General features: G+C 41.1%; 26 protein-coding genes. 8 read left to right on the top strand and 18 right to left on the bottom strand.

Translation table 11 applies throughout. From position 1 onward, the window contains the following. Positions 1-84: 84 nt before the first annotated feature. A complete protein-coding gene (locus QXI54_01105) occupies positions 85-660 on the top strand; it encodes a phosphoribosyltransferase (protein MEM0301752.1) in 576 nt (191 codons plus the stop codon). Continuing rightward, positions 629-2,302 carry an adenine deaminase gene (gene ade / locus QXI54_01100; GenBank protein MEM0301751.1) on the top strand — a complete coding sequence of 558 codons (1,674 nt, stop codon included), beginning with the start codon at positions 629-631 and terminating at the stop codon, positions 2,300-2,302. The genes QXI54_01105 and ade overlap by 32 nt, the downstream gene beginning before the upstream one ends. On the opposite strand, the gene QXI54_01095 is transcribed toward ade, so the two are convergent. From QXI54_01095 to QXI54_01070, 6 genes are read right to left on the bottom strand one after another with little or no spacing between them, the layout of a single operon-like run. Next, positions 2,292-3,089, bottom strand: a complete 798-nt coding sequence (locus QXI54_01095) for a thiamine pyrophosphate-dependent enzyme (GenBank protein MEM0301750.1) — start codon at positions 3,087-3,089, stop codon at positions 2,292-2,294. The genes ade and QXI54_01095 overlap by 11 nt on opposite strands. After that, positions 3,076-4,836 (bottom strand): 2-oxoacid:acceptor oxidoreductase subunit alpha, encoded by a 1,761-nt coding sequence (locus QXI54_01090; GenBank protein ID MEM0301749.1) that lies wholly within the window; start codon positions 4,834-4,836, stop codon positions 3,076-3,078. The genes QXI54_01095 and QXI54_01090 overlap by 14 nt, the downstream gene beginning before the upstream one ends. Beyond that, a complete protein-coding gene (locus QXI54_01085) occupies positions 4,826-5,101 on the bottom strand; it encodes a hypothetical protein (protein ID MEM0301748.1) in 276 nt (91 codons plus the stop codon). The genes QXI54_01090 and QXI54_01085 overlap by 11 nt, the downstream gene beginning before the upstream one ends. Positions 5,102-5,147: 46 nt before the next feature. Then, positions 5,148-5,939: an ABC transporter permease gene (locus QXI54_01080; GenBank protein MEM0301747.1), complete on the bottom strand. Its 792-nt coding sequence runs from the start codon at positions 5,937-5,939 to the stop codon at positions 5,148-5,150. Further along, positions 5,923-6,831, bottom strand: coding sequence for an ABC transporter ATP-binding protein (locus QXI54_01075; protein MEM0301746.1), 909 nt, complete (start codon positions 6,829-6,831; stop codon positions 5,923-5,925). The genes QXI54_01080 and QXI54_01075 overlap by 17 nt, the downstream gene beginning before the upstream one ends. Positions 6,832-6,868: 37 nt before the next feature. After that, the gene (locus tag QXI54_01070; GenBank protein MEM0301745.1) at positions 6,869-7,582 is read right to left on the bottom strand and encodes an RAD55 family ATPase; all 714 of its coding nucleotides are present in this window, start codon (positions 7,580-7,582) and stop codon (positions 6,869-6,871) included. A gap of 132 nt (positions 7,583-7,714) precedes the next feature. Here QXI54_01070 and QXI54_01065 point away from each other — a divergent pair, with 132 nt between their 5' ends. Together QXI54_01065 and QXI54_01060 are read left to right on the top strand one after the other, a co-directional pair. Continuing rightward, positions 7,715-8,938 (top strand): NAD(P)/FAD-dependent oxidoreductase, encoded by a 1,224-nt coding sequence (locus QXI54_01065; GenBank protein MEM0301744.1) that lies wholly within the window; start codon positions 7,715-7,717, stop codon positions 8,936-8,938. Between the two features lie 23 nt (positions 8,939-8,961). After that, entirely contained in the window at positions 8,962-9,339 is a 378-nt protein-coding gene (locus QXI54_01060; protein ID MEM0301743.1) for a cyclophilin-like fold protein, read from the top strand. A gap of 11 nt (positions 9,340-9,350) precedes the next feature. Here the strand turns inward: QXI54_01060 and QXI54_01055 are convergent, their stop codons facing one another. Together QXI54_01055 and QXI54_01050 are read right to left on the bottom strand one after the other, a co-directional pair. Next, complete coding sequence (locus QXI54_01055) at positions 9,351-11,303, bottom strand: 3-hydroxyacyl-CoA dehydrogenase NAD-binding domain-containing protein (protein MEM0301742.1); 1,953 nt, start codon at positions 11,301-11,303, stop codon at positions 9,351-9,353. Between the two features lie 58 nt (positions 11,304-11,361). Then, positions 11,362-12,087, bottom strand: coding sequence for an FAD-dependent oxidoreductase (locus QXI54_01050; GenBank protein ID MEM0301741.1), 726 nt, complete (start codon positions 12,085-12,087; stop codon positions 11,362-11,364). Positions 12,088-12,182: 95 nt separating this feature from the next. Here QXI54_01050 and QXI54_01045 point away from each other — a divergent pair, with 95 nt between their 5' ends. Then, positions 12,183-12,719: an XTP/dITP diphosphatase gene (locus QXI54_01045; protein ID MEM0301740.1), complete on the top strand. Its 537-nt coding sequence runs from the start codon at positions 12,183-12,185 to the stop codon at positions 12,717-12,719. A 30-nt stretch (positions 12,720-12,749) separates the two neighbouring features. Here QXI54_01045 and thsB read toward each other — a convergent pair whose 3' ends face one another. The 5 genes from thsB to QXI54_01020 form a co-directional block, all read right to left on the bottom strand. After that, entirely contained in the window at positions 12,750-14,405 is a 1,656-nt protein-coding gene (thsB, locus tag QXI54_01040; protein ID MEM0301739.1) for a thermosome subunit beta, read from the bottom strand. A gap of 514 nt (positions 14,406-14,919) precedes the next feature. Beyond that, a complete protein-coding gene (locus QXI54_01035) occupies positions 14,920-15,528 on the bottom strand; it encodes a hypothetical protein (protein MEM0301738.1) in 609 nt (202 codons plus the stop codon). Between the two features lie 121 nt (positions 15,529-15,649). Then, positions 15,650-16,180: an HDIG domain-containing protein gene (locus tag QXI54_01030; protein ID MEM0301737.1), complete on the bottom strand. Its 531-nt coding sequence runs from the start codon at positions 16,178-16,180 to the stop codon at positions 15,650-15,652. 20 nt (positions 16,181-16,200) lie between these two features. Further along, complete coding sequence (locus tag QXI54_01025) at positions 16,201-16,821, bottom strand: metallophosphoesterase family protein (protein ID MEM0301736.1); 621 nt, start codon at positions 16,819-16,821, stop codon at positions 16,201-16,203. Next, positions 16,818-18,038, bottom strand: a complete 1,221-nt coding sequence (locus tag QXI54_01020; GenBank protein MEM0301735.1) for an MBL fold metallo-hydrolase — start codon at positions 18,036-18,038, stop codon at positions 16,818-16,820. The genes QXI54_01025 and QXI54_01020 overlap by 4 nt, the downstream gene beginning before the upstream one ends. A gap of 129 nt (positions 18,039-18,167) precedes the next feature. Here QXI54_01020 and QXI54_01015 point away from each other — a divergent pair, with 129 nt between their 5' ends. Both QXI54_01015 and QXI54_01010 read left to right on the top strand, forming a co-directional pair. Further along, the gene (locus tag QXI54_01015) at positions 18,168-19,634 is read left to right on the top strand and encodes a sodium-dependent transporter (GenBank protein ID MEM0301734.1); all 1,467 of its coding nucleotides are present in this window, start codon (positions 18,168-18,170) and stop codon (positions 19,632-19,634) included. Then, entirely contained in the window at positions 19,624-19,731 is a 108-nt protein-coding gene (locus QXI54_01010; GenBank protein ID MEM0301733.1) for a MetS family NSS transporter small subunit, read from the top strand. The genes QXI54_01015 and QXI54_01010 overlap by 11 nt, the downstream gene beginning before the upstream one ends. 206 nt (positions 19,732-19,937) lie before the next feature. Here QXI54_01010 and QXI54_01005 read toward each other — a convergent pair whose 3' ends face one another. From QXI54_01005 to QXI54_00995, 3 genes are read right to left on the bottom strand one after another with little or no spacing between them, the layout of a single operon-like run. Next, entirely contained in the window at positions 19,938-20,507 is a 570-nt protein-coding gene (locus tag QXI54_01005) for a rubrerythrin family protein (protein MEM0301732.1), read from the bottom strand. Positions 20,508-20,509: 2 nt separating this feature from the next. Next, positions 20,510-20,887 (bottom strand): desulfoferrodoxin, encoded by a 378-nt coding sequence (locus QXI54_01000; GenBank protein ID MEM0301731.1) that lies wholly within the window; start codon positions 20,885-20,887, stop codon positions 20,510-20,512. A gap of 21 nt (positions 20,888-20,908) precedes the next feature. Next, the gene (locus tag QXI54_00995) at positions 20,909-21,565 is read right to left on the bottom strand and encodes a peroxiredoxin (GenBank protein ID MEM0301730.1); all 657 of its coding nucleotides are present in this window, start codon (positions 21,563-21,565) and stop codon (positions 20,909-20,911) included. Between the two features lie 84 nt (positions 21,566-21,649). On the opposite strand from QXI54_00995, the gene QXI54_00990 reads away from it, so the two are divergent. After that, the gene (locus QXI54_00990) at positions 21,650-22,066 is read left to right on the top strand and encodes an Lrp/AsnC family transcriptional regulator (GenBank protein MEM0301729.1); all 417 of its coding nucleotides are present in this window, start codon (positions 21,650-21,652) and stop codon (positions 22,064-22,066) included. On the opposite strand, the gene QXI54_00985 is transcribed toward QXI54_00990, so the two are convergent. Beyond that, positions 22,067-23,161 carry a glutamate-cysteine ligase family protein gene (locus QXI54_00985; GenBank protein MEM0301728.1) on the bottom strand — a complete coding sequence of 365 codons (1,095 nt, stop codon included), beginning with the start codon at positions 23,159-23,161 and terminating at the stop codon, positions 22,067-22,069. It lies immediately after the preceding gene. Further along, the gene (locus tag QXI54_00980) at positions 23,158-24,342 is read right to left on the bottom strand and encodes an anion transporter (GenBank protein MEM0301727.1); all 1,185 of its coding nucleotides are present in this window, start codon (positions 24,340-24,342) and stop codon (positions 23,158-23,160) included. Before QXI54_00980 ends, QXI54_00985 begins: the two co-directional genes overlap by 4 nt. Positions 24,343-24,553: the final 211 nt, after the last annotated feature.

Here is a 24,553-nt window from a genome sequence, read left to right as displayed (position 1 = left end):
TTTCTAAAAATATTAATTCAAGTAGAATGATACAGTCCATTTGGTTACCGAAAAATTTAATTCTCCCCCTCAAAAATGTTCGCAATGTTCAAGTGTCATCTCTACAACTGGAATGATATTTGCCAGCTTTGCAAACAACTTGCAAAAAAGATCAGAGCGAATGGATACAAAGTTGACGTAATAGTCGCGGTTGCTCGTGGTGGTTGGGTTCCTGCAAGGATTCTTGCTGATCTTTTAGAAGTGAGAGAGTTATACAGTGTAAAGACGGAGCACTGGGGAATGGTTGCTACTATAACCGGCGAAGCGAAAATCACTCAACCACTTAATGTCAATCTCGAAGGAAAAAATGTTTTGATCGTTGACGACGTTGCAGACACAGGTGAGACGATAAAGATTGTAAAAGATCATGTAAAGAGTTTGCTGCCAAAAGAGATCAGAATAGCCGTAATTGATTATAAAAAGACTTCTAAGTTCATTCCCGATTATTATGCATCCGAAATGGAAGGGTGGAAATGGATTGTTTATCCTTGGAGTTTAAAAGAGGACGTTAAGGGATTAATTTCTGGAAAAGCAAAAAGTTTAGAGGAAGCTATTCGCATCCTTGAGGATTACGGCTTAAAGCTTAGCTATGAGGAGGTCAGAGAAATTATCGAAGAATGAAATAAAAAGAATAGTAAAGGTTGCAAAGGGTGAAGAAAAGGCGGATCTTGTTATAAAATCTGCCGAAATTGTAAATGTTCTAACTGAAGAGATCTACAACTCGGACATAGCAATCTGTGGTGACAGGATTGCTGGAATTGGAAAATACGATGGTTTAAGAGAAATCGATGCTAAGGGACTTTATGCAATTCCTGGACTGATAGATGCCCACACTCACATCGAGATGAGCCTTTTAACACTCTCGGAATTTGCAAGACTTGTTGTTCCACGCGGAAATACTTGCATTGTGGCAGATCCTCATGAAATTGCAAACGTTCTTGGAAAAAAGGGGATCGTTTATCTTCTTGAAGAAGCAAAAAACACTCCGATAAGATTCTACTGCATGATACCATCCTGTGTGCCTTCTTCACCACTTGAGACTCCTGGAGGCACTATTACGGCAGAAGACGTGGAAGAGCTTCTCAAGCTCGATAAAGTAATAGGACTTGCAGAGGTGATGAACTATCCCGGAGTTTTGAATTGCGAAGACGAATTGCTCGAGAAGATAGAGAGAGCAGAAATTGTTGATGGACACTGTCCAAAATTATCGGATAAGGCTCTAAATGCCTATGTCTCTGCCGGGATCATGTCAGACCATGAAAGCACTACTTTAGAAGAGGCAAAGGAAAAATTAAGACTTGGAATGAGAGTTATGGTAAGGGAAGGGTCTGCTGCGAAAAATCTCAGAAATTTGAAGACTATTCTTGGAAATAGAGCAGTAATGCTTGTCACCGATGGCGACAGAAGTGTTTTGGATTTGCTAAGCGAGGGATATCTCGACAGTGCCCTAAGGAAGGCTATTGCAGAAGGAGTTGATGAATTCAAGGCTCTTCAAGCTGTAACCATAAATCCTGCAGAGTATTTTGGCATAAATGCTGGTCTAATTGCTCCGGGGAGGTTTGCTGATATTGCTCTGGTTAAGGATCTGCGAAGACTTGAAGTGAAGAAGGTCTTTGTTGGGGGGAAAGAACCAGTATTCACAAGATTTGAGTATCCCGAAGATGCAAAGAAAACTGTAAAAGCCAAAAAGATCTCTGAATCAGACATAGCAATTCCCAACGGTTTGGCAAGGATCATAGAGATCATAGATGGCGAGATCATAACAGGAGAGGGCGTTGAGAACGTTGATGGGATCGAAGTGAGCAAAGATATTCTAAAGGCGGTAGTTGTTGAAAGGCACAGAGGAACAGGAAACGTTGGAAAAGCCTATGTCAGGGGTTTTGGATTGAAAAAGGGTGCTTTAGCTCAAAGCATTGCCCACGATGCCCACAACATCGTCGCAATCGGAGCGAGCGATGTGGAGATCTGCAAAGCGGTCAATAGGCTCATCGAAATTGGTGGGGGTATAGTTGTTTATGATAATGAATTTTACGAGTTACCTTTGAAAATTGCCGGGATTATGAGCGACGAAAAGGCTGAAATTGTTGCTGAAAGACTCAAAGAAATCGAAAAGAAATTGAGAAAATTGGGCTGTAAGCTAAAATCACCGATAATTACGCTGTCGTTTATAGCTTTACCAGTCATTCCGAAGCTTAAGCTCACAGATCTTGGGCTTGTTGATGTGGAGAAATTTGCAGTCGTGGAGCCAGTGATCAGGTCTTGAGATCTTTGTTCTTTCCGACCATCAGGGCCATTTTCTGATCAAAGGTCTCTTTTTCGGCCTTATAAAACACTCCCAGCGGGATTCGATCCACTTCTTTCATTCTTTGGAGTAGCTCAGATTCATTAGGAGGCGATTCAAGATAATAAATACGCTTCTCGAACCATTCCCTTGTCATCAAATCGTTGTAGGTAACGCATGGCTGTAAGATATCGACCACCGCAGAGCCCCTATGCAGGATTGCTTCCTTTATAATCTCTTTGAGTTCTTTCACATGGTAGGCAAAAGCTCTTGCTATGAATGCATAACCTGAGGCAAGCGCTAAAAGCAAAGGGTTGACAGCTTCATGAATATTTGCATAGTTCATGGCTCTCAATTTAACCCCTGAAGGTAAAGTTGGCCCGGCCTGTCCTTTTGTAAGCCCGTAAACTGCATTATCGTGAATTAAAACCTTAAGATCGATATTTCTCCTGCCCAAAGCAACAAAGTGCCCCGCTCCTATGCCAAGAATATCTCCGTCTCCTCCAGCTACTAAAACTGTAAGCCCGGGATTTGCAAGCTTTATCCCAGAAGCCACGGGAATTGCTCTACCATGGACTGTGTGAACATTACTACCACGAATATAATATACGATTCTCGAAGAACAACCAATTCCGCTGACAATTACGAGCTTCTTTGGATCTATTTTAAGCTCTGCCAAAGCTTTTCTCAATGCACTTAGAACACCATAATTCCCACAACCAGGACACCACTGAACCCATGCGTCTGTTTTGTAATCATACTCCTTCACTCATTATCACCTCTTTCTTTCCACTTAAGAAATCCTTGACTGCTTTTACGACTTCGTTCACGTAAATCGGTCTTGCATTTAGCTTTCTGACAATGCCATCTACTCTGCCCCTTAGCAGAAAAGAGAGCTGTCCGGCATTTGATTCGATACAGATTACTTTTCCGACCATCTCTTTAGAGAGATCTGGAAATGGATTTAGAATTCTGAGCTGGATAAATTTTGTAGAAACATCGAGCTCTTCAATTGCCTCCAATATCGCGTTCTTAGTTGAACCAAAGGAGACTAAAGTTATTTCTGCTTCTTTTTCTCCATAAACACAATAACTTTCTTTAGAAACGCTTTTTGCAAGCTTTTCAAACTTCCTAATTCTCTTTAGCATCATCTTTTCCCGATCAACAGGATCTTCGGTTGCAAATCCATATTCATCGTGCTCGAGACTACTAACAATCATCGTTGCTCTTCCAACTGGTAAAAATGGGCTTATCCCGTCTTCTGTAAGTTTGTAACGAAGATAACCTTCAGATTCTCCATTAAATTTTCTATTTGGCAAATTCCTGAAAGCGGTTTTATCAATCGCGGTTATGCTTGAAGCGATGAACTTGTCAAGCAAATGAATTACAGGAATCTGAAATTCCTCTGCAAGCTCAAAAGCTTTTATAGTGTCTTCAATAGCCTCCCTGTGATCTCCCGATGCGATGACCACTTTCTGAGTATCCCCATGCCCGGAAAAAATTGAATGAAGCAGATCCTGTTGAGATGTTCGAGTTGCAATTCCTGTGCTTGGCGAAGCCCTCATCCAGAGGGTTATGACTATTGGAATCTCTGCTTGGACTGCAAAACTTATCATTTCATTCATAAGGCTAAATCCTGGGCCACTGGTTGAAGTTGAAGCTCTTAAACCAGCAAGACTTGCTCCCAATGCCATGGCTATGGCAGAGATCTCGTCTTCAGCCTGAATCGTTATTGCTTTGCCATTTTTTTCGATATAAAGAGATTCGTCAGTCGCGGGAGTTATAGGGTAAAAGCTCAAAAACTCAAGCCCGGAAGAAATTTTTGCCATTGCAACCGCTTCATTTCCACTCAAAATTAGCTTATCCTCCTTTTTACCATCAGGCAACTCCTTTCTATCTAATTCTTCAACCTCTTTGATTGCCATCTCCATTGCCCTCAGATTAGTCTGAGAGTCAGTAAATTGCTTCTCTATAGCTTTTTTTATCGTTTCCTTGTCCAAGCCAAGAAGATAAAGCCCAACAGAAGTTCCCATTACATTCAGAACCCTTGATATTGACAAAGATTGCCCTCCAGCGATCAATTCTTTCAGCAAATCCTTCATCGAAATGGCAACTACTCTGATTTTGTAATTTGCCAAGATTTTTTCAAGAGTGAGATCGCCATGGGCTTGCTCAATTCTCTTCTTTAAACTTCTACTCATCGAAGGAATTTCTGAAACTTTCGTTTTCAGGCTGTGTTCGTCACAAACCAATAAAGCTCCATCTCCCAAATTTTGAAGGTGAGTAAAAATGCTCTCCGCATCGAGTGCAATGAGTGCATTCAGCGGCAATTTCAAAGCCTTGCCACCAACTCTTATGTGAAAATAGCTGTGAGCTCCAATAATGTTACTATGGAACTCTCTGCTACCGAAAACTTCGTAACCTTTTAAAACAAAAGCCCTTAAAGCAATCTGTCCTGCAGACTCGATTCCGCCTCCTTGAAAACCGCCGATTGCGAAGCTTAGATCAACCTTCATAGATTTCCTCTCTGTAGTCCTGATCAAGGAATGTCTTCCTGAAAATGCTGTGTTCCTTGCTTATGTGCTCTTTAACGTCTTCAAACTCAACGATGCTCCTACAAGTCTTACACCAATAGAATCCCTCTTCAAGTTTAAGCTCAACGAAGAGTCCACAAAAAGACTCGAAGAGACTCATTTCTTTCTTTTCGTAGCAGTAACCAACAAAAGAGTAAAAACTGTGCGGCGACCATTTGTTACAGTTAGCACATCTCTTCTCCTTCATAAACTAAAAGTTTCTTTTTATCTTAAAAGATTTATCCTGAAATCATTCATTCAGAAAACTGCGTAATTGTCCCTCTTCTTCTTGCCCTATCCAATGCCCAGACGAGGACTAAAAACAGGAAGAACAGAAGCAAGAAACTTAGGAGAAAACCAAAAAATGCTGGACTGCTTGAACTCGGTGGAAAGTTGTAAAAGCTTCTATAAAACTCCAAGAAATGCGTAAGTGGGATCATGTAGGCTACTTCTCGCACTCCGGGAGGCAACAAAGCTACTGGATAGTAAATTCCGCAGAGAAGCATGAAGATTGCCGTTAAAGTCCATGCAGCTACCTCTGCTCTATAACCAAATATCAAAAGTAAGGAGCAGGTTAAAGTCCCGATAATCATCGCACTCAAAAAGATCCCAAAAAGGAATAAAAGAACTCCTGCTGGCTGGATTAGCAAGTTAAGACCAAAAAGCAATTCGCTACAAATAACGAGTATCAGAAATGCAATAAATCCTCTCAGAACTCCGAATAGCCAAGCACCAAATAACATGTTAAAGATCGATATTGGTGTAACGAAGGTATAACGCAGACTTTTGCTCCATATGTCAAAAAGAAGAACATAGGCCACATCAAGCTGTGAAACCTGAAGAACGCTAAGCGTTACTGCACCAATCAGAATGAATGCCAAGTAATTCTCTTCAAGGTTCAGGTAGGCACCCATTAATCCTACGGACAGCAAGCCTATTACTGGCCAGAATAAAGTCTCAAAGAGAGTAAAGAAATTCCGTTTGGTTATTATAAAGTTTCGATATGTAAATCCCAAAGTCTTGTAAATTTCATTTCGCAAGTTCATTGAAGACATCCTCAAGATCGACTTCCTTTACTGATATGTTCTTTATCCTGCCAAACTTAGCAACCTCGCTTGCAATATCCCAGAGTCTGCTTTCAGCAGAATCAACATAGAAAGAGATTAGATTTCCATCCCTTTCAACCATGAAAACACCGTCAAGCTTTATCTCGGGCACTTTTGCATCGACTTCTATCGTTATTTTGTCCTTCATTTTCAGCATTCTTTTAAGCTCCTCCTTGGTTCCCTCAGCAACAATTTTTCCCCTATTTATGAAAGCAATTCGATCGCAAAGCATTTCCGCTTCGGACATGTAATGCGTTGTTAAAACAATTGTTATCCCAAGGTCTCTTTGCAGAGATTGTATTTTTTCTCTTAGCCTCTTTGCTACAGGCGGGTCAAGTCCCTTTGTTGGCTCGTCAAGAAAAACAAGCTCAGGATCATTCACAAAAGCTCTTGCTAAAATCAATTTTTGCTTGTTTCCCGTTGAGAGCCTGTTGAATTCCACATTCCTAAACTCCTCAAGCTCAAATTCTTTAATCAGTTGCTCAATTGCTTTTTTATCATTCAAGCCATATAAAAGTGAATAATACCTCAAATTCTCGTAAACCGTAAGACTCCAAATAAGGTTTGGATTTCCACTTGCAACATTGATTCTCTTTCTTATTTCTTTGAAATCCTTTACTGTGTCGTATCCGAGAACCTCAATTCTTCCCCTTGTTTGTCTAAGCAGAGTAGCCATTAAAGATATCAACGTTGTTTTACCAGCGCCATTTGGACCAAGAAGACCAAAAATCCTATTTTTTGGAATTTTAAGATTAATCCCACTCAGCGCAATTTTCTCGGAGAACAATGATCGATATACCATCCACACGTCCTCGCATACAATCGCATGCACATCAAAAAATTGCGAAAAGGGTTTAAATTTTTTGCAATCAGGCGATATCTCTCGATGTGTCCACCTGAACACCTTCTTCCACGTAAAATCTGAAGAACTCGTTTATCGGTTTTCCGCCTCTTATCTTTGGTAACGCAAATTTGGAAACTATCCTTTCTCCAATCCTCTCCGATTCAACATTTATGACGACATCAGAAAGGTCCAACACCTTGTAAACCACGGGAAGAGGATGCACATTTTTTATAAGGTAAACATAGACGACTTTTTCTGAATCCTTTGATATCGTGTAGAGCTTGTTAAGCAACCAGTCCTTTAATCCCCACTCAACATCCAAATTCAGGAAAAAAGATATGGAGTCCACTATTATTGCGGCATTCTTATCGCTACCATGATTCAGACTTTCAGAAACGAAGTCGAAAATTTCCTTGTTTCTATATCTGTCCTCCACTATGAACTGTCCATACTCGTTAAGGTAGTATTGCGAGAAAACATCTATAAAGCGAACATTTTTAGTGTCAAGTCTCATCAACTGCATATCTCTGAGGATAAATTTGGCCGGGCGATTCGTTGTGAGATATATACTATTGTTAACAGAAGCAAATTGATAAAGAAAAGCTTCAGGCATCGCAATTGGGTCTGCGTAAAGACACACAAAGCTTCCAGCGGGTAACCCGCCATCTAATCTCTTATCCAGAAGAGCTATACCTGTTGGAACAGCATTCTTTTTGAGGAGTAACTTCTGCTCCATCATTACTATCACTATTATATCATACCAGCTCCTGGTATTTAATTTTAACTGTTTTCAGATAATTTAATTGTATCGGTGCAGTTTATAGCAAATCTCTGCTGAAAATCTTTTAAATTATCCCGCTACATGAGTTTCATGAAAATAGCAGTAATTGGCGCTGGGCTTACAGGCTTAAGAGTTGCAAACGAGCTAAAGGAGTATGCAAAAATCAAAGTTTTTGAAAAAAATGAAATTGGGGGACTTTTATCGAGTTTTTGTAATGGTTACTGTATTGAGAAGTTTTACCACCACCTTTTTAGATCCGATTCGGAGCTTTTGAGAGTAATAAAAAAACTCGGACTAAGTTCAAAGCTCACATGGAAGACTGTAAAGGTCGGTTTTGCTGTTCATGACCGAATTTATTCGCTCAGCACCCCTCTTGAGATCCTGAAATATCCTCATATGTCTCTCTTGGACAAGCTCAGGCTTGCAATGTTCACAATGAGGAGTAAAAAACTAAATTATGAGGATTTTGACGACATTTCAGTTATCTCAGCTCTAAAGAAGAAATTTAGTGCTAATCTTTTAAATAATTTTTTTATGCCTATGCTAAAAGCCAAGTTTGGAGATAATGCTGAAAAAGTGAGCTACGCATGGCTTCTTGCAAGAGTTGCTATAAGGAGTAACAGAAAGCTCAAAGGAGAAGAAATTGGCTATCTAAGACATGGATTCTATCAGCTTATAGAAAAAATGACTGAGGATTTGGAAATCGTGACGGAAGCGAGTAAAATAAAGCTCGAAAGCAAATGGAATGTGAATGGTGAAGATTTTGATGCAGTTATTTTTACTGCACCACTCCCAGAGCTTGGTGAGTTTACAAAAAAGTTTGGATTGTCAGAAATAAGTTATCAGAGCTCTGTTTGCGCATTATTGTCTTTGAAAAGGAGTCTCTCGGATATTTATTGGGTTAACGTCGATAAGGCTAATTTTGGGGCAATAATTGAACACACCAACTTCATGCCATTTGAAGATTATGGTGAAAATCTAATCTATTTGGCAAGCTATTCCACACCAGATGGCTGGCTCTTTACTAAATCGGATTCTGAAATTCAGAAACTATTTTTTGGGGACTTAAGAAGATTTGGAATCACAGAAAGAGACGTCAATTGGATCAGAGTATTCAAAGCGAAATACAGCTCTCCCATTTACGAAAAAGGCTTTATCAGGAAAATTACTCCATATAGGGTTTACGATGGATTTTACATAGCTGGAATGACTTCAAAACCAAACTATCCAGAAAGAAGCATGAATGGAAGCCTTAAAGCAGGAAAAGAAGTTGCAGAACAGATAAAGAAGGATTTTGGGTTTGAAAAATCATAAAAACCTGGGTTTTAACTTGAGATATGAAACTTAGATTCAGGTTTGAAAGTGTGGAATGCACTGCAGAGCTCTACGAAGGTTTGGCTCCGGAAACAATCAAAGCAATAGCCAAGGTTCTACCCCTTGTAGCGTTCGCACATCGGTGGGGGGATGAGATCTACTTTGAAACCGGGATTGAGTGTAAAGTTGCAGAAAACAGCAGAGAAATAGTGGAAGTTGGTGATGTGGCTTATTGGATCCCCGGAAAAGCAATTTGTTTGTTCTTTGGAAAAACTCCAATTAGCGATGATAAAATCCGTCCTGCAAGTGCTGTAAACGTGATAGGCAAAATTCTCGAAGACTCCAGCAGATTGAAGAGGGTAAAAGAGGGAGAAAAAGTTTTTGTAGATATAATAAAATAAAAAATTAAAATTTATCTACCCTTGAACTTTGGCTTTTCTTTGCTGAAGAACGCAGATATACCCTCTTTCATGTCATCCGTTGCAAATGCAACACCGCAGGCTGTGCACTCCCATTCCATACCCACATCCATTGGGACTTCAGCACCCTTGTTGATGAGCCTCTTTATGAGTGCCATCGAAATCGGAGCACATCTCTCGACAATGTTCTTAGCATACTTCAGAACTTCTTCTTCGAACTTATCATCATCGAAGACTTTGTTTACGATGCCCCATCTTTCAGCTTCTTCAGCCGTGATCCTCTCACCAGTTAAAGCCAACTGCATTGCCCTGCTGATTCCTACAAGCTTCGCCAGTCTCTGAGTCCCGCTCCATCCGGGGATTATGCCCAGTCCCACTTCAGGCAATCCAAGAATTGCGGATCTCTTTGCAAGCCTGATATCGCAGTTCATTGCAATTTCAAATCCACCACCAAGTGCATAGCCATTGATTGCAGCAATTACAGGCTTTGGAATTTCTCCAAGCTTTCTGAATATTCTTTCGCCTTTTCTGTTGTGCTCCACGAAGTCGAACGGATGGAATATCGGAGACGACAAATCCGCTCCAGCAGAGAATGCCTTTGTTCCGGCACCCGTTAAGATGATTACTCTTGTCTGCTCATCGTTCCAGAGCATGGAGATTGCCTTATCAAGTTCTTCCAATAGTTCAACTGAAATCGTATTCAATCGCTCCGGTCTGTTCAATATCAGCTTCGTTATTCCGTCTCCGAGTCTCTCTATTTTTATCGTCTTAAACTCCCCAACCTGCTCAGTTTTTTCTTCTTTCTCCACCATCTGCTTCACCCTCTTCTCTTTTATTGTTTGTGCAGGCTCAAATATTTTCTTCCCAAACATGTTTGCAAGCTCATTTAGCCTATTTAACAGCTGATCCTCATCAAGCGATTTAACCAGCTCAAATGGTCCAAATGGACGATTTAAACCCAATTTCATGGCTTTATCAATATCTTCTGGGTCTGCAACACCCATCTCGACCAGCTTAACAGCCTCATTTATCTCAACCATTGTAAAGTCGAGTGGGCTGATCTTATCAGTTGCCTTGCTCAAATCTATCTCTGGCCTACCCTTACTCCAGTCATACCAGCCTACTCCAGTCTTCTTTCCAAGTTTGTTAGCTTTTACCATCTCTTCGAGGATTTTTGGTGGCTCATAATCGGGGCTGATAGTCCTCGCATAATACTTGCTTGCATGATAGAACACATCGACACCGGTGAAGTCCATCAATTCGAATGGACCCATTGGCAGACCCATTCTCTTAACTGCAGCGTCAACTTCCTCCGGTGTAGCGATTCCTTTTTCGATAATTGACATCAACAACGCTCCAGCAGGAGCTTGAACCCTGTTTACTATGAAGCCCGGAACGTCTTTGCGGACAATCACAGGCTCCTTTCCAATTTTCTTAACATATTCCACGCAGATTTTTACAGTTTCATCACTTGTCTTCTCTCCTTTTATGACTTCAACAAGTTTCATTAGAACTACCGGGTTAAAGAAGTGAAGTCCTATGAACTTGTCCTCCCTCTTTGTGGCTTTTGCAAGGTCCGTTATCCTCATTGTTGAAGTGTTGCTCGCAAATATGCACTCTGGCTTTGCAAGTTTGTCGCATTCAGCGAAAACCTGTGTTTTGATCTCAAAGACCTCTGGAACAGCTTCGATCACAAGATCTGCATCTCTTACCGCTTCAGCCAGATCCAGGGTAGGATGAATTCTTGCCAAAACGCTTTCTGCACTTTCAATCTTGCCCTTCTCTTGGAGTTTTGCGAGGCTCTGTTTAATTCTTTCCATCCCTCTATCGATGAACTCTTTCTTTATGTCCCTCATCCACACTTCATAGCCTGCTATTGCGCTAACTTCAGCAATTCCGTGGCCCATGTCCCCTGCACCAAGAACAGCTATCTTTTTGATTTCCATCCTACCACCGATATGAAACCAATAAGTCAATTAAAAAATCTTTCTATTCCTATCAATCCTATTGAATTTTTGCAAGAAAATTCTTTACGTTCTCCTCTACCTTTGAGTAATCATAACTGCACACAGCAACATTGCCTACCGGTGTTCCTTTAAGTTTCAAAGGATTGAAAGGCTCCCTTCCATTGTAAAATATGAGCGTATCACATTTGTATTCCTCTCCATTTACCTTAATCGAATTGATTCTTTCTGTTCCCATAATTTCGAGATCCTCCCCTGCCTCAACAAAATCAAATTCGTATCCCATCTCTTCGAGTTGCATTTCCATTAAATCAACAATAGCTTCCCGTTTACCTGCAATCAGAATCTTTTCTCCAAGTTTTTTATCTTCTGCAAGAATTCGAAGCGACTGGTCAAGTGTATAAATCCCGGACATTTTCTTCCTTAAAACATTTAGTCGAACCGGTGCTGAATCAACCGCCCCACTACAAAGAATTGCTCTTCTCGCTTCAAAACGTTTAAGCCCATTCTTTGAGTTAACAATCACGGGCTTTGATTTAATGACAGTTCCAAAGTCAACACTTATCTCTTTCTTTAATTCATTTATTTCCTCAATATATTTTGAATATCTCTCCGCAAAGCTACTAAGCCTTGAAAAAACCTCGAGTTCCCCACCAGGGCAACGCATATCAAATACAAGTATCTCAAATCCCTTTTCAAGGAGTTTCTTTGCACAGTGAAGTCCTGCGTATCCGGCGCCAATTACAACATAGTCTACAGAGACCATTTCTGATCACTCTATCAAAATATAGATTATCTCTGTATAAAATTATTTTGTCCGCAGAGATCAAAACTTATTAACTGCTCTCAGAAGCAGTAATGATGAAATTCATAACTTCAAACGAAGGTAAATTTAGAGAAGCAAAAAGCCTTGCCGAGAAGTTTTCAATTGAGATAGAATGGCTTAAAATGGAGTATGAAGAACCTCAGGGTTTAGAACTTGAGATAATAGCAAAAAGAAGTGCAGAACAGCTTGCAAAAGAGATAAAAGAGCCCTTCTTCATTGAGGACAGCGGACTTTTTATAGAAGCTCTTAATGGATTCCCCGGGCCATATTCAAGCTATGTTTTCAAAACAATCGGCAATAAGGGAATATTAAAGCTAATGACTGGAATTCCAAACAGAAAAGCATACTTTAAAGCAGTCGTTGCTTACTTTGACGGGACAAAAGTAATGACTTTTGAAGGAATTGTCGAAGGAGAGATAGCGACAGAAATTAGAGGCGATAAAGGCTTTGGATTTGATCCAATTTTTCTTTACGGCAATAAAACGTTTGCAGAAATGGGAGAAGAAAAAAATCTGGTATCTCACAGAAGAAGAGCACTCGAAAAGTTTTTTAGAACACTTAAAGGAATTTGATAAAAATTTTTAAAAAAGTCGTTTAAACGTTCAGTCCTCAGAAGAGGATTCAGACTCCTCTTCTTCTTCGCTCTTACTGCTCTCTCCAGTGCCCGTCTTGCTCTCTGTGCCCTTAGATGCAATTACATCGTCAATCCTCAGGATCATGATCGCAACTTCAGTAGCACCGCTGATTGCCTGCTTCTTGACCTTCAGCGGTTCCACAACGCCTGCTTCGAACATATCTGCCGGTTTTCCTTTGAATACGTCAACGCCATATCTGACTTTTCCTGCCTCATGCAATTTTCTAAGTTCTACAAGCATGTCAATGGGATCCAAACCTGCATTTTCTGCAAGAGACCTTGGAATTACTTCCAGCGCGGTTGCAAATGCCTCAATTGCGAGCTGTTCTCTACCGCCAATGCTTGGAGCCCACTGTTTGAGTCTAAGGCTTAGCTCCATTTCTGGTGCTCCACCACCAGCAACGATCTTACCACTCTCAACTGCAGCCTTTGTAACCTTTACAGCATCGGTCATGCTCCTCTCGACTTCATCCACAACGTGCTCGGTTCCACCTCTGATCAATATCGTTACAGCCTTTGGATTCTTGCAACCCTCAATGAAGACCATTTTCTCGTCGCCAACCTTTCTCTCCTCGACAAGCTCAGCTTCACCAAGATCTGCCGGGCTTATCTCTCTCAGATCTGTGAGAATCTTTGCTCCAGTTGCTTTTGCAATCTTTTCTATATCGCTCTGCTTCACTCTCCTTACTGCAAGAATTCCGGCCTTTGCCAGATAATACTGGGCAAGATCATCTATACCCTTCTGGCAGAACACAACATTTGCTCCCGCGTTTGCAATCTTGTCTACCATGTCTTTGAGCATCTTCTCCTCCTGTTCAATGAATCTCTGCAACTGTTCAGGATCAGTAATTCGGATTTCTGCGTCAGTTTCGGTCTCTTTTACTTCTAAGGAGGCTTTAAGGACTGCAATCTTTGCGTTCTTCACCCTCTTGGGCATTCCTGGATGAACTACTTCTTTGTCGATTACAATGCCTTCAATGAGCTGGGTGTCTTTAACGCTACCACCATAGCGTTTCTCGAGCTTTATATTGTCTTCATCAACCTTATAACCTGTCTCAGTCTTCTCAGCAACTCTCCTTATAGCTTTGACCACAAGATTTGCAAGATGATCCACCGCAACTTCTGCATGTTTGCCTGTTATTGCAGTCTTTGCAACTTTCTTTAGAATTTCTTCATCTTCAACATTTATCTGGATTGCAATATTTTCAAGCAGTTCCATTGCCTTGTTTGCAGCCATTCTGTATCCCCTTGCAATCACAGTCGGATGAATCTCCTGATCAAGAAGCTCTTCAGCCTTCTTCAGCAGTTCTCCCGCGATAACCACTGCAGTTGTTGTTCCATCTCCGACTTCGTTGTCCTGAGTCTTGGCGACTTCGATCACCATCTTTGCTGCTGGATGCTCTACGTCCATTTCCTTGAGGATTGTGACTCCGTCGTTTGTGATTGTTATATCTCCAAGGCTGTCAACCAGCATTTTATCCATTCCCTTTGGACCGAGAGTGCTTCTAACGGCTTCAGCAATTATTCTCGCAGCCGTAATGTTCATTCTCTGTGCATCTCTACCAACTGTTCTTTGAGTCCCCTCTTTAAGTATAAGCACGGGTGTTCCCTGAAGCACAGCCATTCAACCACCTCCTTACAGACTTTGGTGGATAGGTATTTCTATATAAAGTTTTCGGTTAGGTTTGTTAATGTAAATAAAAAACACAACATATATCAGAAGGATTATAGAAGCCACTAAGAGTGGTAGATCCGGACTTAAAACTGCCAAGTGGCTTCCTATAAATTTTCCTAACCCTGTAAAAACTTCCCAACCAATTTGAAAAGCTGATACGTAAAAACTCTTTTTATTACTTGAGTCGATCAATAAAGTTTCCAAACTGGAATCAGCAAATACTGCCACTGCATCACGAATTGTGTAAATTATCACAGCAATCCAAATCGCTGAGGCCATAGCAATCGATGTAAATAGAACGATCTGAACTAATATGGTCACCGTATGGAGTATTTTAGGATCTGTTCTCACAAATTTCAAAATGCTTAAGGTAGTAAGAGCGCTCATAAGCGAAGCCATGGAGAACATCATAGCCACATCTTTTTCTGATGCATTGTATTTCAGTATTAAATAAAAGTCGATATTATATGCCGACATCCCAATTGCGACGCCGAAGAAGAGTAAAGATTACTATGTTCAAATAAAGACTTGGAACACCTTTTACTTCAGAATTTATAGCAATTTTATTGGATTGAGAAATAAATTTCGGGTATATTATTCCTGCAAGAACTATTGCTAATACCAGTGGAATTAAAAAAACTCCTGTGAGTGTTAAAAAGACCAATAAAGATCCAATCGAAAACCCCAAAAGGTGAGAAGAATGGACTGCTGAGTATCTCCTGTAGTCTCCATCCAAGTTACTTGCTGCGAGCACTGAACTAACTCCATGTATGCCCGCGGATAACCCGAGAAGTAATGAAATTAACAAGAAGTCAGCGTGAGATAATGTCAATAAGGCAGTTGAGAGTGAAATAGCGGCGATGGGCATTAAAAGTTTTCCTCCACTATGGTTGTATAAAATACCTGAGATAAAGATTGACAAAACAGATGCCAAACTCGTAATCAGGGCTAATATGCCATATACTTCCTCGAGATCTCTTAAGATGATATGATAGGCATAGAGACTAATCATTATTCCCCAGCCGATTCCGAGGAGTATCTCAAATATGGAGAGAGTGACAACGTTTAGCATAAAAATCACCTCCCAATTTTGAAATGGCTTAAAATCTTCTACTAACTATCAAATTCCTCAGGATATATATACTTTATGGTATGAATAAAAATTGAAAAACCTTCAAAAAGCGTCTAAAATTCTATTTTAGCCCAATATTATCTTTTACGCTGGCAACTCCATTTAAAGCAATCTCGAAAAACCTCTCAAGAGGTAGTATTTTCTCGATCAGCTTAATACGGGATCTATCACAGCCCGCTGCAAAGCTTTTCTCCTTAAACTTCTTTTTTATCGTTTTAGTTGTTACTTCGGTAACCTTGCCATTCTTGACGAGAGCACAGGCAATTATGAGCCCAGATATGCTGTCGGAAGCTTGCAAAGCTATCTCAATCGGCTTCTCATAGTTTCCAAAAAGCATGTGGTTATGCCTTTTAACAATCTCAGCTATTTCGAAAATACCCTCCTTTTTAAGGATTTCCTCAGCTAAAATACCATGTTTGCTCATGTCTCCGTTGCATAGCTCGTAATCTATGTCGTGTAGCAATCCCACTTTCCACCACAGCTCCTGATCCTCTTTAAGCTCTTTTGCAACCTCTTGCATTATTCCAGCAACAGCAATACAATGCTTTATCAAATTTTCGTCTTTAACGTATTTCTTCAAAACATCGAGCATACTCAAATAGCGGTGATTATTTATATTTTCTTTAGCTCAACTACCATGCATTTTAAATCGAGAATTGCAAATCTACCCCAGTTCACGGGGCCGGGGTTTACAACGATTGGCTTATCGCTGTAGACACCAAAGCTTTCATGTACATGTCCAGTTAGTGCAATCTGAAAACGGTTTAGATGATTTCTGATTGCCTCGCTTCCAATATTTTCTCCGTAGTTTGTTCTGTCGAGAATTCCCTTTGCTGGGGAGTGTGAAACAAGAATGTTGAAATCTGAAAACTTGAAGCCTTTTATGATCTCCTCGTAGTCCTTTTCAGTGTATTCCGAGGGAGTGCCGAAGGGCGTTTTTAATGAACCCCCAATCCCGTGAATCGTAAAGTCATCTAAGCTCAAACTTTTGCCATGAATGAAATTTATTGCATTTAGCTCATAGCTCAGCATCTCTCGATGGTCGCAATTTCCATGGACTGCATAGCATTCTGGAGTGTATTTTGAGATTATTTCGTCTATCGCTACAACGTCTTGCTTTCTGAAGTGCGTTAAGTCTCCCGCTATAAGCAAAAAATCAAAATCCGTCTTTTTAAGGATCTCCTCGAGGTTCTTTGCGTTGGAGTGAATATCCGATAGTAATAGGAACTTCATACGACGAATACTTCGCCGTTCTTAGGAGCAAATGCGTCTACACCAATATTCTGCCTAATCCACTCCGTAAATTCTTCACACTTTTCGCCATGCATCGTGAATACAATCTCGGCTCCTTTGTCCACGGCAGCCTTTACGAATTCCTTAAGCTGTTTGTCATCCGCGTGAGCGGAGAAGTCATACTGCTCTACTTTCATTTTCAGCTTGACAATTCTCGTCCCCAGATTGATCATTCCATGCTTTAGAGCCATGTCCCCATTTGTACCCTCTACTTGATAGCCTGTTATGAGCAAACGAGACTTTGGATCATCGTAAATTCTTGAGATGTAGAAGATTGCTGGCCCGCCATTTAGCATTCCAGCAGTTGTCACAATCACTGCTGGCTCACGCAAAATGTCTTCTCTTTTTCTCCATTCGACCCATTCAGCATTCTTAAAAGCCTTTCTCAAAGCTTTAGGATCTTTTATATAATCCGGATATCTCTCCAACAGCTTAAAGACTTCCTTTCCAAGTCCATCTACGTAAGGAGTTATTCCATAACTTTCCAAGATCATTAGAACTTCCTGTGTTCTTCCAACTGCAAAGGCTGGAATAATTGCATGGCCTCCATGCTCAATAGTCTCCAAAACGCTTTCCACGAATTTTCTTTCAAGCTCTTTCCTATTTGGGTGCTCTACCCCATAATAAGTGCTTTCCACTATTAGGATATCGGTCTCTGGAAAGCTAAGATCTGCCTTCTCAAGTAGTCTCGTATCCTCGAGTTTTATGTCTCCAGAGTAAAGAATGCTGACGTCATCTCTGATATGAATTATAGCACTTCCCGGCACGTGCCCGGCGTTAAAGAATTCTACCTCAAAGCCGGAGACTTCAAAAGGTTCATTTAACCCTACCTCCACACAATTACTCTCAAACTGCCTCAATTCTTTTTTGGAGAAAGGAGGGGGTTGCATTACATTTATAGAGTCATGAAGCAGAACACTCGCCAGATCAACCGATGGTGGAGTTAAATAAACCCCTGGGTCATAATACATTAAATTCGGAGCAAATCCAACGTGATCTAAATGAGCATGAGAAACGAGAATTGCCTTCGGCGAGAATTCAAGCGGGTATTCTGGTGGGGAAGAGGGTTTTATTCCATAATCCAAGACTATAGAATCCACTGCCACAGCTGATCTTCCTACTTCTCCGCATCCACCTAGAAACTTAATCGTAGACACTCTATTTAATAGGCTGATTTGTAATATATCTCTTTCGTTTAATGTTGCTACCCCATTTTAAAATATTGCTAAGATGGAAAACTTTTTATATTGGATACAATATTAATTTTGTAAGCCAGAGGTGGTGGAATGAGAGAGAGTTGGGCTTCACGTGCGGGATTTGTTCTCGCTGCGATCGGCTCAGCTATAGGTCTTGGCAATATATGGCGTTTCAGCTATCTCGCACATGCAAACGGTGGAGGAGCATTTTTGATTCCATACTTCATAGCTCTCTTTGTTACAGGGATCAGCTTGCTGATGGTCGAATTTGCTCTCGGGCACAAGTTCAAGGCAAGTGCTCCAATGGCAATGAGGCAGATTGGAAGAAAATTCGAATGGATTGGCTGGTGGGCGGTGCTTTCAGCGTTCATAATCACAACCTATTACGTTGTCGTTATCGGCTGGGCTCTCGTATATTTCACGAAGTCCTTTACGCTCGCTTGGGGTGCGGATACAAAATCTTACTTCTTTGGGAACGTTTTACAGCTTTCAGACTCCCCATGGGTTATAAGCGGGTTTGCAATTGAAGTTCTTGTAGCAGTTGTGATTATCTGGCTCATTAACTGGTTCGTGGTATTCAGAGGGGTAAAGAAGGGCATAGAAAAGGCAAATCTGATCATGATGCCCCTGCTTTGGATCCTTGCAATAATCCTCGTGATCAGAGCCATAACGCTTCCGGGCGCTCTTGATGGCTTGGAATGGTATCTGAGACCTGACTTCTCAAAAATAGGAGACTACAAAATCTGGATCGCTGCATTCGGTCAGATCTTCTTCTCTCTAAGCCTTGCAATGGGTATAATGATTGCCTACGGTAGCTATTTGCCAGAAAAGAGCGATATTGCAAACAACTCGTTCATCGTGGGCTTGGCAGACAGTGCTTTTAGCTTCCTGATCGGCTTTGCGGTCTTTGGAACTCTCGGCTACATGGCATTCGCAACGCAGACGAGCGTTCAGGAAGTCGTAGCTGGAGGCGTTGGACTTGCTTTCATCGTGTTCCCGCAGGCTTTGAACCTCATTCCCGGATTGCCCCAGTTGGTTGCTGCGATCTTCTTCTTAACGCTGATTGTCGCTGGGCTGTCTTCTTCAATCTCACTCGTGGAATCGATTACTTCTTCACTTATAGACAAATTCAAGCTCAGCAGAACAAAAGCTGTAAACACAGTCTTTGTGCTTGGCTTTCTGGGTAGCCTGATTTTTACAACTACCGCTGGACTTTACTGGCTTGACATAATAGACCACTTCATAAACTACTACGGACTCGTGCTTGTAGCCTTACTTGAAGTCGTTGCTGTGGCTTGGTTCTTCAAGCTCTCTTCGCTAAGAGAGCACATAAACGCAATCTCCGACATAAAGATCGGGAGATGGTGGGACTGGGCTCTGAAATATGCTACAGTGCTCGTTCTTGCGGTGCTATTGATCTTGGACATCTGGGGCAATTTGCAGAAACCTTACGGCGACTACTCGATCGATGCTCTTACCGCAGGCATAGCGGTTATAATCGTTGGAATGCTCGTTTCAGCGTTGCTCACGCTAAGGAGGGGTAAAGATGTCGCTTGAAGCAATCGCCTTCGCAATCTTTGGCTTCCTCGTGCTCTACGGGGGGCTTGCTTACTTCCTCTATCGAGCTATGAAGTCCAAATCTAAAAGTTCTTAATTTTTTTAATTTAGGCTAAAAACTGCGATCTGGCATCGAGCCCAGCTCGAACCAAAGAACTTCGCAAAGCACTTCCAAACTGGTTTCCCAGTTTGGTAAGCTTTTAACTTAGCTCTTTAGCCTTTTGCCGGACTCGATCTTGCCTCGCAATATTATTGTAATCATCAAACTATATAAATCTTATGCTCAGCAGAATATTTGAAAAATTAAAGAGAAAGCAGTTCTTGGGCTACGTAGTAAGCTTTCGAATGCTTACAGCTTGGACATTCTTCTGGGGGTTCTTTGCCAATATGCACGTATCCGCATTCCAAACAAACCCAAACAGTGTCTTTTTCTCTCTTAAAAAACGTTCCTTTTTCAATTTCATTTAAAATTCTCTGGTATCTTTTCTCATGGTGCTCTTCCGCCTTGGCTATAGCCCTTAAGTTCTCGGCTATATCTTTATACCCCTCTTTTTCTGCTTCTTCCGCAAATTTGGGATACATTTCCGAATTTTCGTAGTGTTCCCCGCTTATGGCTGATCTTAAATTCTCCACAGTATTGCCGAGTGTTAAGTCCGCTTCCGCTTTGACTTCGATTGAGCTGGATTTTTTAAGCTTTTGAATGAGCTTGAAAAGCTGGCTCGCATGCTCCCGCTCATTTTCAGCAGTTTCCAAGAAAACTCTCTGCAGAAAAACGTAGCCTTCTTCCTTTGCGATTTTAGCATAGAATGTATAGCGGTTTCTTGCCATGCTTTCTCCGATGAAAGCCTTAACCAAATTCTCAATCGTAGCCATGATCAATCACTTTGCCATAATCCGTGAAGGTTGCAATACTCTCTGGCGGAAATTTTCTCCGCTTTGACACAGAACTCCGCTATAGGCTTATCCCCGGGCTTAAGATGCTTTCTGTAAACAAAACCGTCAGCGATTAGCTCGATCCACTCAATATAGTGCTTTTCCTCCATCGGATGTAAAACACTCCCCACTTTAACCGTGATCTTGTCTCCCGTTCTCTCAACAACGGGTAAATGCTTTTCTCTGCCCTCTTCAGCTTTCTTAACTTCTATGAGTTTCATTGGTCTTCCACAGCAAACAAGCTGTCCTTTTCCAGCGTGAACAAGCTCTACAATGTTTCCGCAAATTTCACACTTATAGATCTGGAGCAATTCAGTCATAAAGGATCACCAAAAATTAAATTAAAGCTTTTTGAAAGCAAACCACCAGTCGTAGCCTTCGATTTCGCCCTTCTTTATTTTCTCAAGCCTGTCCATTGCATCTTTGACGGTTCTCGCGGGAGGAATTATAACCTTGTCGCCTATTAGCTCATTGTTCGGCCAGTTAGCTGGGACAGCAACTTTGTTTGCGTCGCTGACCTGCAAAGCCTTCACCGCCCTGAGGATCTCATCCATGTTTCTGCCGATCTCCTGCGGATAGTAGATTATTAGCCTTACAACGCCGTTGGGATCAACAACGAAGACAGACCGAACCGTGTTCGTGCCCTTTGCTGAATGTATTAAGCCAAGTAGCTTCGAAACTTCGCCAACATCATCTGCGATGATCGGAAATTCTATGCTTACACCAAGCTTCTCCTTGATCCACTCAACCCACTTTATGTGGCTGAATGTCTGATCTATGCTTAACCCAATAAGCTCGCAGTTCAGCTTTCTGAACTGGTCATATCTCTTCTGAAATGCCACAAATTCGGTTGTGCAAACTGGTGTAAAGTCCGCTGGATGTGCAAACAAAACAAACCACTTTCCCTTATAGTTTTCAGGCAATTTCATGTCCCCATGGGTTGTTTTAACCACAACTTCTGGGAACTTCTCTCCTAACAAGATCATTCTCTCACCCAATAATTTGTGTATATTCTCAATATATAACTTTTTCTTTCGAATTTCGAACCATAACTTATTAAGTTATAGATCTAAAATTTTGATATGGACAGAAAAGATAAAGAAATCATTTTCAGCCTGTTAAAAGATGCAAGAATGCCGAAATTGAAGATTGCAGAAAAATTAGGCGTAAGTGAGACCGCAATAAGAAAGAGAATTGAGAGGCTTGAAAACCAGAGAATACTTATTGGCTATCGTGCTCTGGTAGATTACAAAAAAACTGGACTGCTTGCATCTTTTACAGGCATTGATGTTGAACCAGAACAAATGTGGAAAGTCATGAACACACTTAAGGATTTTGAAGAAATATTCAATCTATACCTAACTTCTGGTGATCACACAATTCTTGCGGAAATAATAACCGACTCCCTCGATAAAATGAACGAACTTCATGAAAGAATTGCTAAAATCAGTGGTGTAAAGAGGGTTTGCCCTGCAGTGATTCTCGAAGTCGTTAAGTAATTAAGTAAATACTTCATTTCTCTCAAGACATCTGGATAACTTTTGGCATAAAGAGACTAAATTCTCCTGCTTTTTTTCAAACTCTCTCAGGAGTCTTTCTCCCAAGCTACCATTTTCGATTCTATCGTTAACTATCTTTAGATATTTTCTCTCTTCCTCTTCAGCGTTCTCCCAAGCTTTTTTAAATAAAATCTTTAATTCATCCTTCAGTTCCGCTGTTCCGTAAGCTATTGCAGAATTTAGCCGACTTATAAGTTCTTCTCTAGGTATTTCCTCTATTTCAGCTCTCAAAACACCCATTATAAATGCTGAAAGTGCTACGTCACTTTTTATACACTCCTGCTCGTCCATAATCTTTATTTCGAGACAATTTCTTGAAAATCTAAAAATAACTCCTCTTGAATTCACCCATTCCCTGCAAAGCACGTAAGCGTCTCTTTTAGCAAGTTCTGCATAGATCCTCTTTAGTATTTGCTTATACTCTTTCAGACTGCTCACCTTTTCTGGAATCACTTCGTTGCAGATCAGCGGGATCTCCTTCTGGTTCAGTCGGTAGAAATGAACTCTTGTGTCAATAAAATAGTGCTTTCCTTCACAAAAAGGCGAAGCGGAGGCGATTGCAGTTAAATAAGGCAAAAGAATCCGTAGTTTGTTGTGCAGATCTATTGCCTCTTTTTCGTTGCTAAACGAGATATTTAGCTGGAAGCTCTGAATGTTGAGCCAGCCATGTTGTCTAATGTTAAAAATGCGATCATAGGTTTCATAAAGCCGTTTATCTCTATGATCCCACACCTTTGCCTCTTTCAAATTTAAAAGAGGATGCATTCCCAAACCAAGAAGTCTGTAGTTGTCAAGATAACTCAAAAGCTCCTCTAAGCCGTTTTGCATCACTTCTTCAAATTCTGACAAACTTTCGAACGGTTCATCAGCGCGAAGTTCTATTACGTGCTTCTGCAGTTCCTTTCCAACAAAAACATTGCCTATTTTTACCTCATTAACAATTCTGCCAGCGATCTTCTTTATGATCTGATCACTTATTGGCAGTGCATTGAAATTCTCGTCGTTTATGGAGAATTCGTGCTCTGGACCAATCATAGGTAGTAAAGCATAAGAGTCCCGATTATAACGGTTACGAATGTCAGTGGAACACCAACTTTAAGGTATTCTCCGAAGCTCAGATTTATGCCATATCTCTGTGCAATTTCAGCGACGATCAGATTTGCAACGCTTCCGAGCAAAGTCAGATTGCCCGCGAAGGTTGAAGCCATTGCAAGAATCAGCCAGAATTCGCCATCGAGCTTTGCAACTGGCAGAGCCATCATCACAAACGGCACATTGCTCACGAGATTGCTACCCGCTACCGTAACAAAACTTGCAAGGAAGTATGAAGCAAGATCCTTTTCTAAAGCCAGTGCTGAAACCAAATAGTGCCCGTAGTCTCGCTCGAATGCATGCATAATTATAAAGAGGTTGCAGAAAAATAAAAGAAGCCCGCCATCTACTTTTGCCAGCGCCTTTCGCGGATCGATTCCGCCAAACAGGAAGATCAATGCCGCTCCGAGTAATGCGGAGATCGAGATCGGATATACTTCCAGAATGAAGAGAATTAGAACAAAAATGAAAACTGCAAGGGTTTTATATGCCAATTTTCTGTCTAACTGGGTCTCTGTTCTCGTAACTTTGAAGTTTCTGAAATCTTTGCGGTAGATCAAGTAGATCAGCAAAAAGTTCGGAATCAAGCATATAGCACTGATCGGAGCAATGTTCTTGGCAAATTCAATAAAGCTCATTTTGGAGCTCATGCCAATCAGCATGTTTTGAGGATTTCCAACTATTGTTGAAGCACTCCCGATGTTTGCAGAAGTTGCAAGTGCAATTAGCAATGGTATTGGGTTAAGATTTGAAGCCATCGCTATTCTTACAACAACTGGAGTCATGAAAACACAGATCGTGTCATTAACGAAGAGAGCGGAAAGAAATGCGGAAGAGATGATCAGAATCGCAAGAAGTCTTTTACTGTTTTTCGAAACTGTAAGGATACGCATCGCAAGATAATCGAAGAAACCAGAGATGCCAAGGTAGGCAGTGAGAACCATCATTCCAAAAAGCAAAACGATCGTGTGGAAGTCTATTGCTCTTATAGCTTCATCAAAACTCATAAGTTCGAAAGCGAGGATCAGAGCAACGCCAATGGTTGAAGCTGCTGGACGAGAAAGGCTAAACCTCCCTATGTTCTGAATCGCTATGAGCACATACGTGAGCACGAAGATCAGCAGTGTTAGCAGTGGGTGGTCACCCTTTAAGTAAAAATGAACAGAATATATAAAAATATTTGCAATATATAATCATTATAATGCCGACTTGGGAAAGCTTCTTAAATTGTCAATACAACACAGAATACCGATGAGAAAACCGAGGGCCCTGACCAGCCGCGGGATGGAGCTCTCGCACATGCGAGCGATGACTATCCTTTCGCTCCCGCAGGGT

Source organism: Archaeoglobaceae archaeon (assembly GCA_038734275.1).
In the GTDB taxonomy this organism is placed as follows: domain Archaea; phylum Halobacteriota; class Archaeoglobi; order Archaeoglobales; family Archaeoglobaceae; genus WYZ-LMO2.
Note: the sequence above shows the minus strand (reverse complement) of the source record. Positions and strands in the feature narration are given on the sequence as shown.

What these genes read in the sequence shown, in the direction of transcription:
- QXI54_01005 (MEM0301732.1), bottom strand. Translation starts at nt 20,507, where the DNA reads ATGGCTACGATTGAGAATTTGGTTAAGGCTTTCATCGGAGAAAGCATG.
- QXI54_01065 (MEM0301744.1), top strand. Translation starts at nt 7,715, where the DNA reads ATGAAAATAGCAGTAATTGGCGCTGGGCTTACAGGCTTAAGAGTTGCA.
- QXI54_00990 (MEM0301729.1), top strand. Translation starts at nt 21,650, where the DNA reads ATGGACAGAAAAGATAAAGAAATCATTTTCAGCCTGTTAAAAGATGCA.
- QXI54_01000 (MEM0301731.1), bottom strand. Translation starts at nt 20,887, where the DNA reads ATGACTGAATTGCTCCAGATCTATAAGTGTGAAATTTGCGGAAACATT.
- QXI54_01045 (MEM0301740.1), top strand. Translation starts at nt 12,183, where the DNA reads ATGAAATTCATAACTTCAAACGAAGGTAAATTTAGAGAAGCAAAAAGC.
- QXI54_01055 (MEM0301742.1), bottom strand. Translation starts at nt 11,303, where the DNA reads ATGGAAATCAAAAAGATAGCTGTTCTTGGTGCAGGGGACATGGGCCAC.
- QXI54_01085 (MEM0301748.1), bottom strand. Translation starts at nt 5,101, where the DNA reads ATGAAGGAGAAGAGATGTGCTAACTGTAACAAATGGTCGCCGCACAGT.
- QXI54_01060 (MEM0301743.1), top strand. Translation starts at nt 8,962, where the DNA reads ATGAAACTTAGATTCAGGTTTGAAAGTGTGGAATGCACTGCAGAGCTC.
- QXI54_01090 (MEM0301749.1), bottom strand. Translation starts at nt 4,836, where the DNA reads ATGAAGGTTGATCTAAGCTTCGCAATCGGCGGTTTTCAAGGAGGCGGA.
- QXI54_01035 (MEM0301738.1), bottom strand. Translation starts at nt 15,528, where the DNA reads ATGCTAAACGTTGTCACTCTCTCCATATTTGAGATACTCCTCGGAATC.
- ade (MEM0301751.1), top strand. Translation starts at nt 629, where the DNA reads ATGAGGAGGTCAGAGAAATTATCGAAGAATGAAATAAAAAGAATAGTA.
- QXI54_01105 (MEM0301752.1), top strand. Translation starts at nt 85, where the DNA reads ATGTTCAAGTGTCATCTCTACAACTGGAATGATATTTGCCAGCTTTGC.
- QXI54_01080 (MEM0301747.1), bottom strand. Translation starts at nt 5,939, where the DNA reads ATGAACTTGCGAAATGAAATTTACAAGACTTTGGGATTTACATATCGA.
- QXI54_01050 (MEM0301741.1), bottom strand. Translation starts at nt 12,087, where the DNA reads ATGGTCTCTGTAGACTATGTTGTAATTGGCGCCGGATACGCAGGACTT.
- QXI54_01025 (MEM0301736.1), bottom strand. Translation starts at nt 16,821, where the DNA reads ATGAAGTTCCTATTACTATCGGATATTCACTCCAACGCAAAGAACCTC.
- thsB (MEM0301739.1), bottom strand. Translation starts at nt 14,405, where the DNA reads ATGGCTGTGCTTCAGGGAACACCCGTGCTTATACTTAAAGAGGGGACT.
- QXI54_00985 (MEM0301728.1), bottom strand. Translation starts at nt 23,161, where the DNA reads ATGATTGGTCCAGAGCACGAATTCTCCATAAACGACGAGAATTTCAAT.
- QXI54_01010 (MEM0301733.1), top strand. Translation starts at nt 19,624, where the DNA reads ATGTCGCTTGAAGCAATCGCCTTCGCAATCTTTGGCTTCCTCGTGCTC.
- QXI54_01070 (MEM0301745.1), bottom strand. Translation starts at nt 7,582, where the DNA reads ATGATGGAGCAGAAGTTACTCCTCAAAAAGAATGCTGTTCCAACAGGT.
- QXI54_01015 (MEM0301734.1), top strand. Translation starts at nt 18,168, where the DNA reads ATGAGAGAGAGTTGGGCTTCACGTGCGGGATTTGTTCTCGCTGCGATC.
- QXI54_01030 (MEM0301737.1), bottom strand. Translation starts at nt 16,180, where the DNA reads ATGCTCGATGTTTTGAAGAAATACGTTAAAGACGAAAATTTGATAAAG.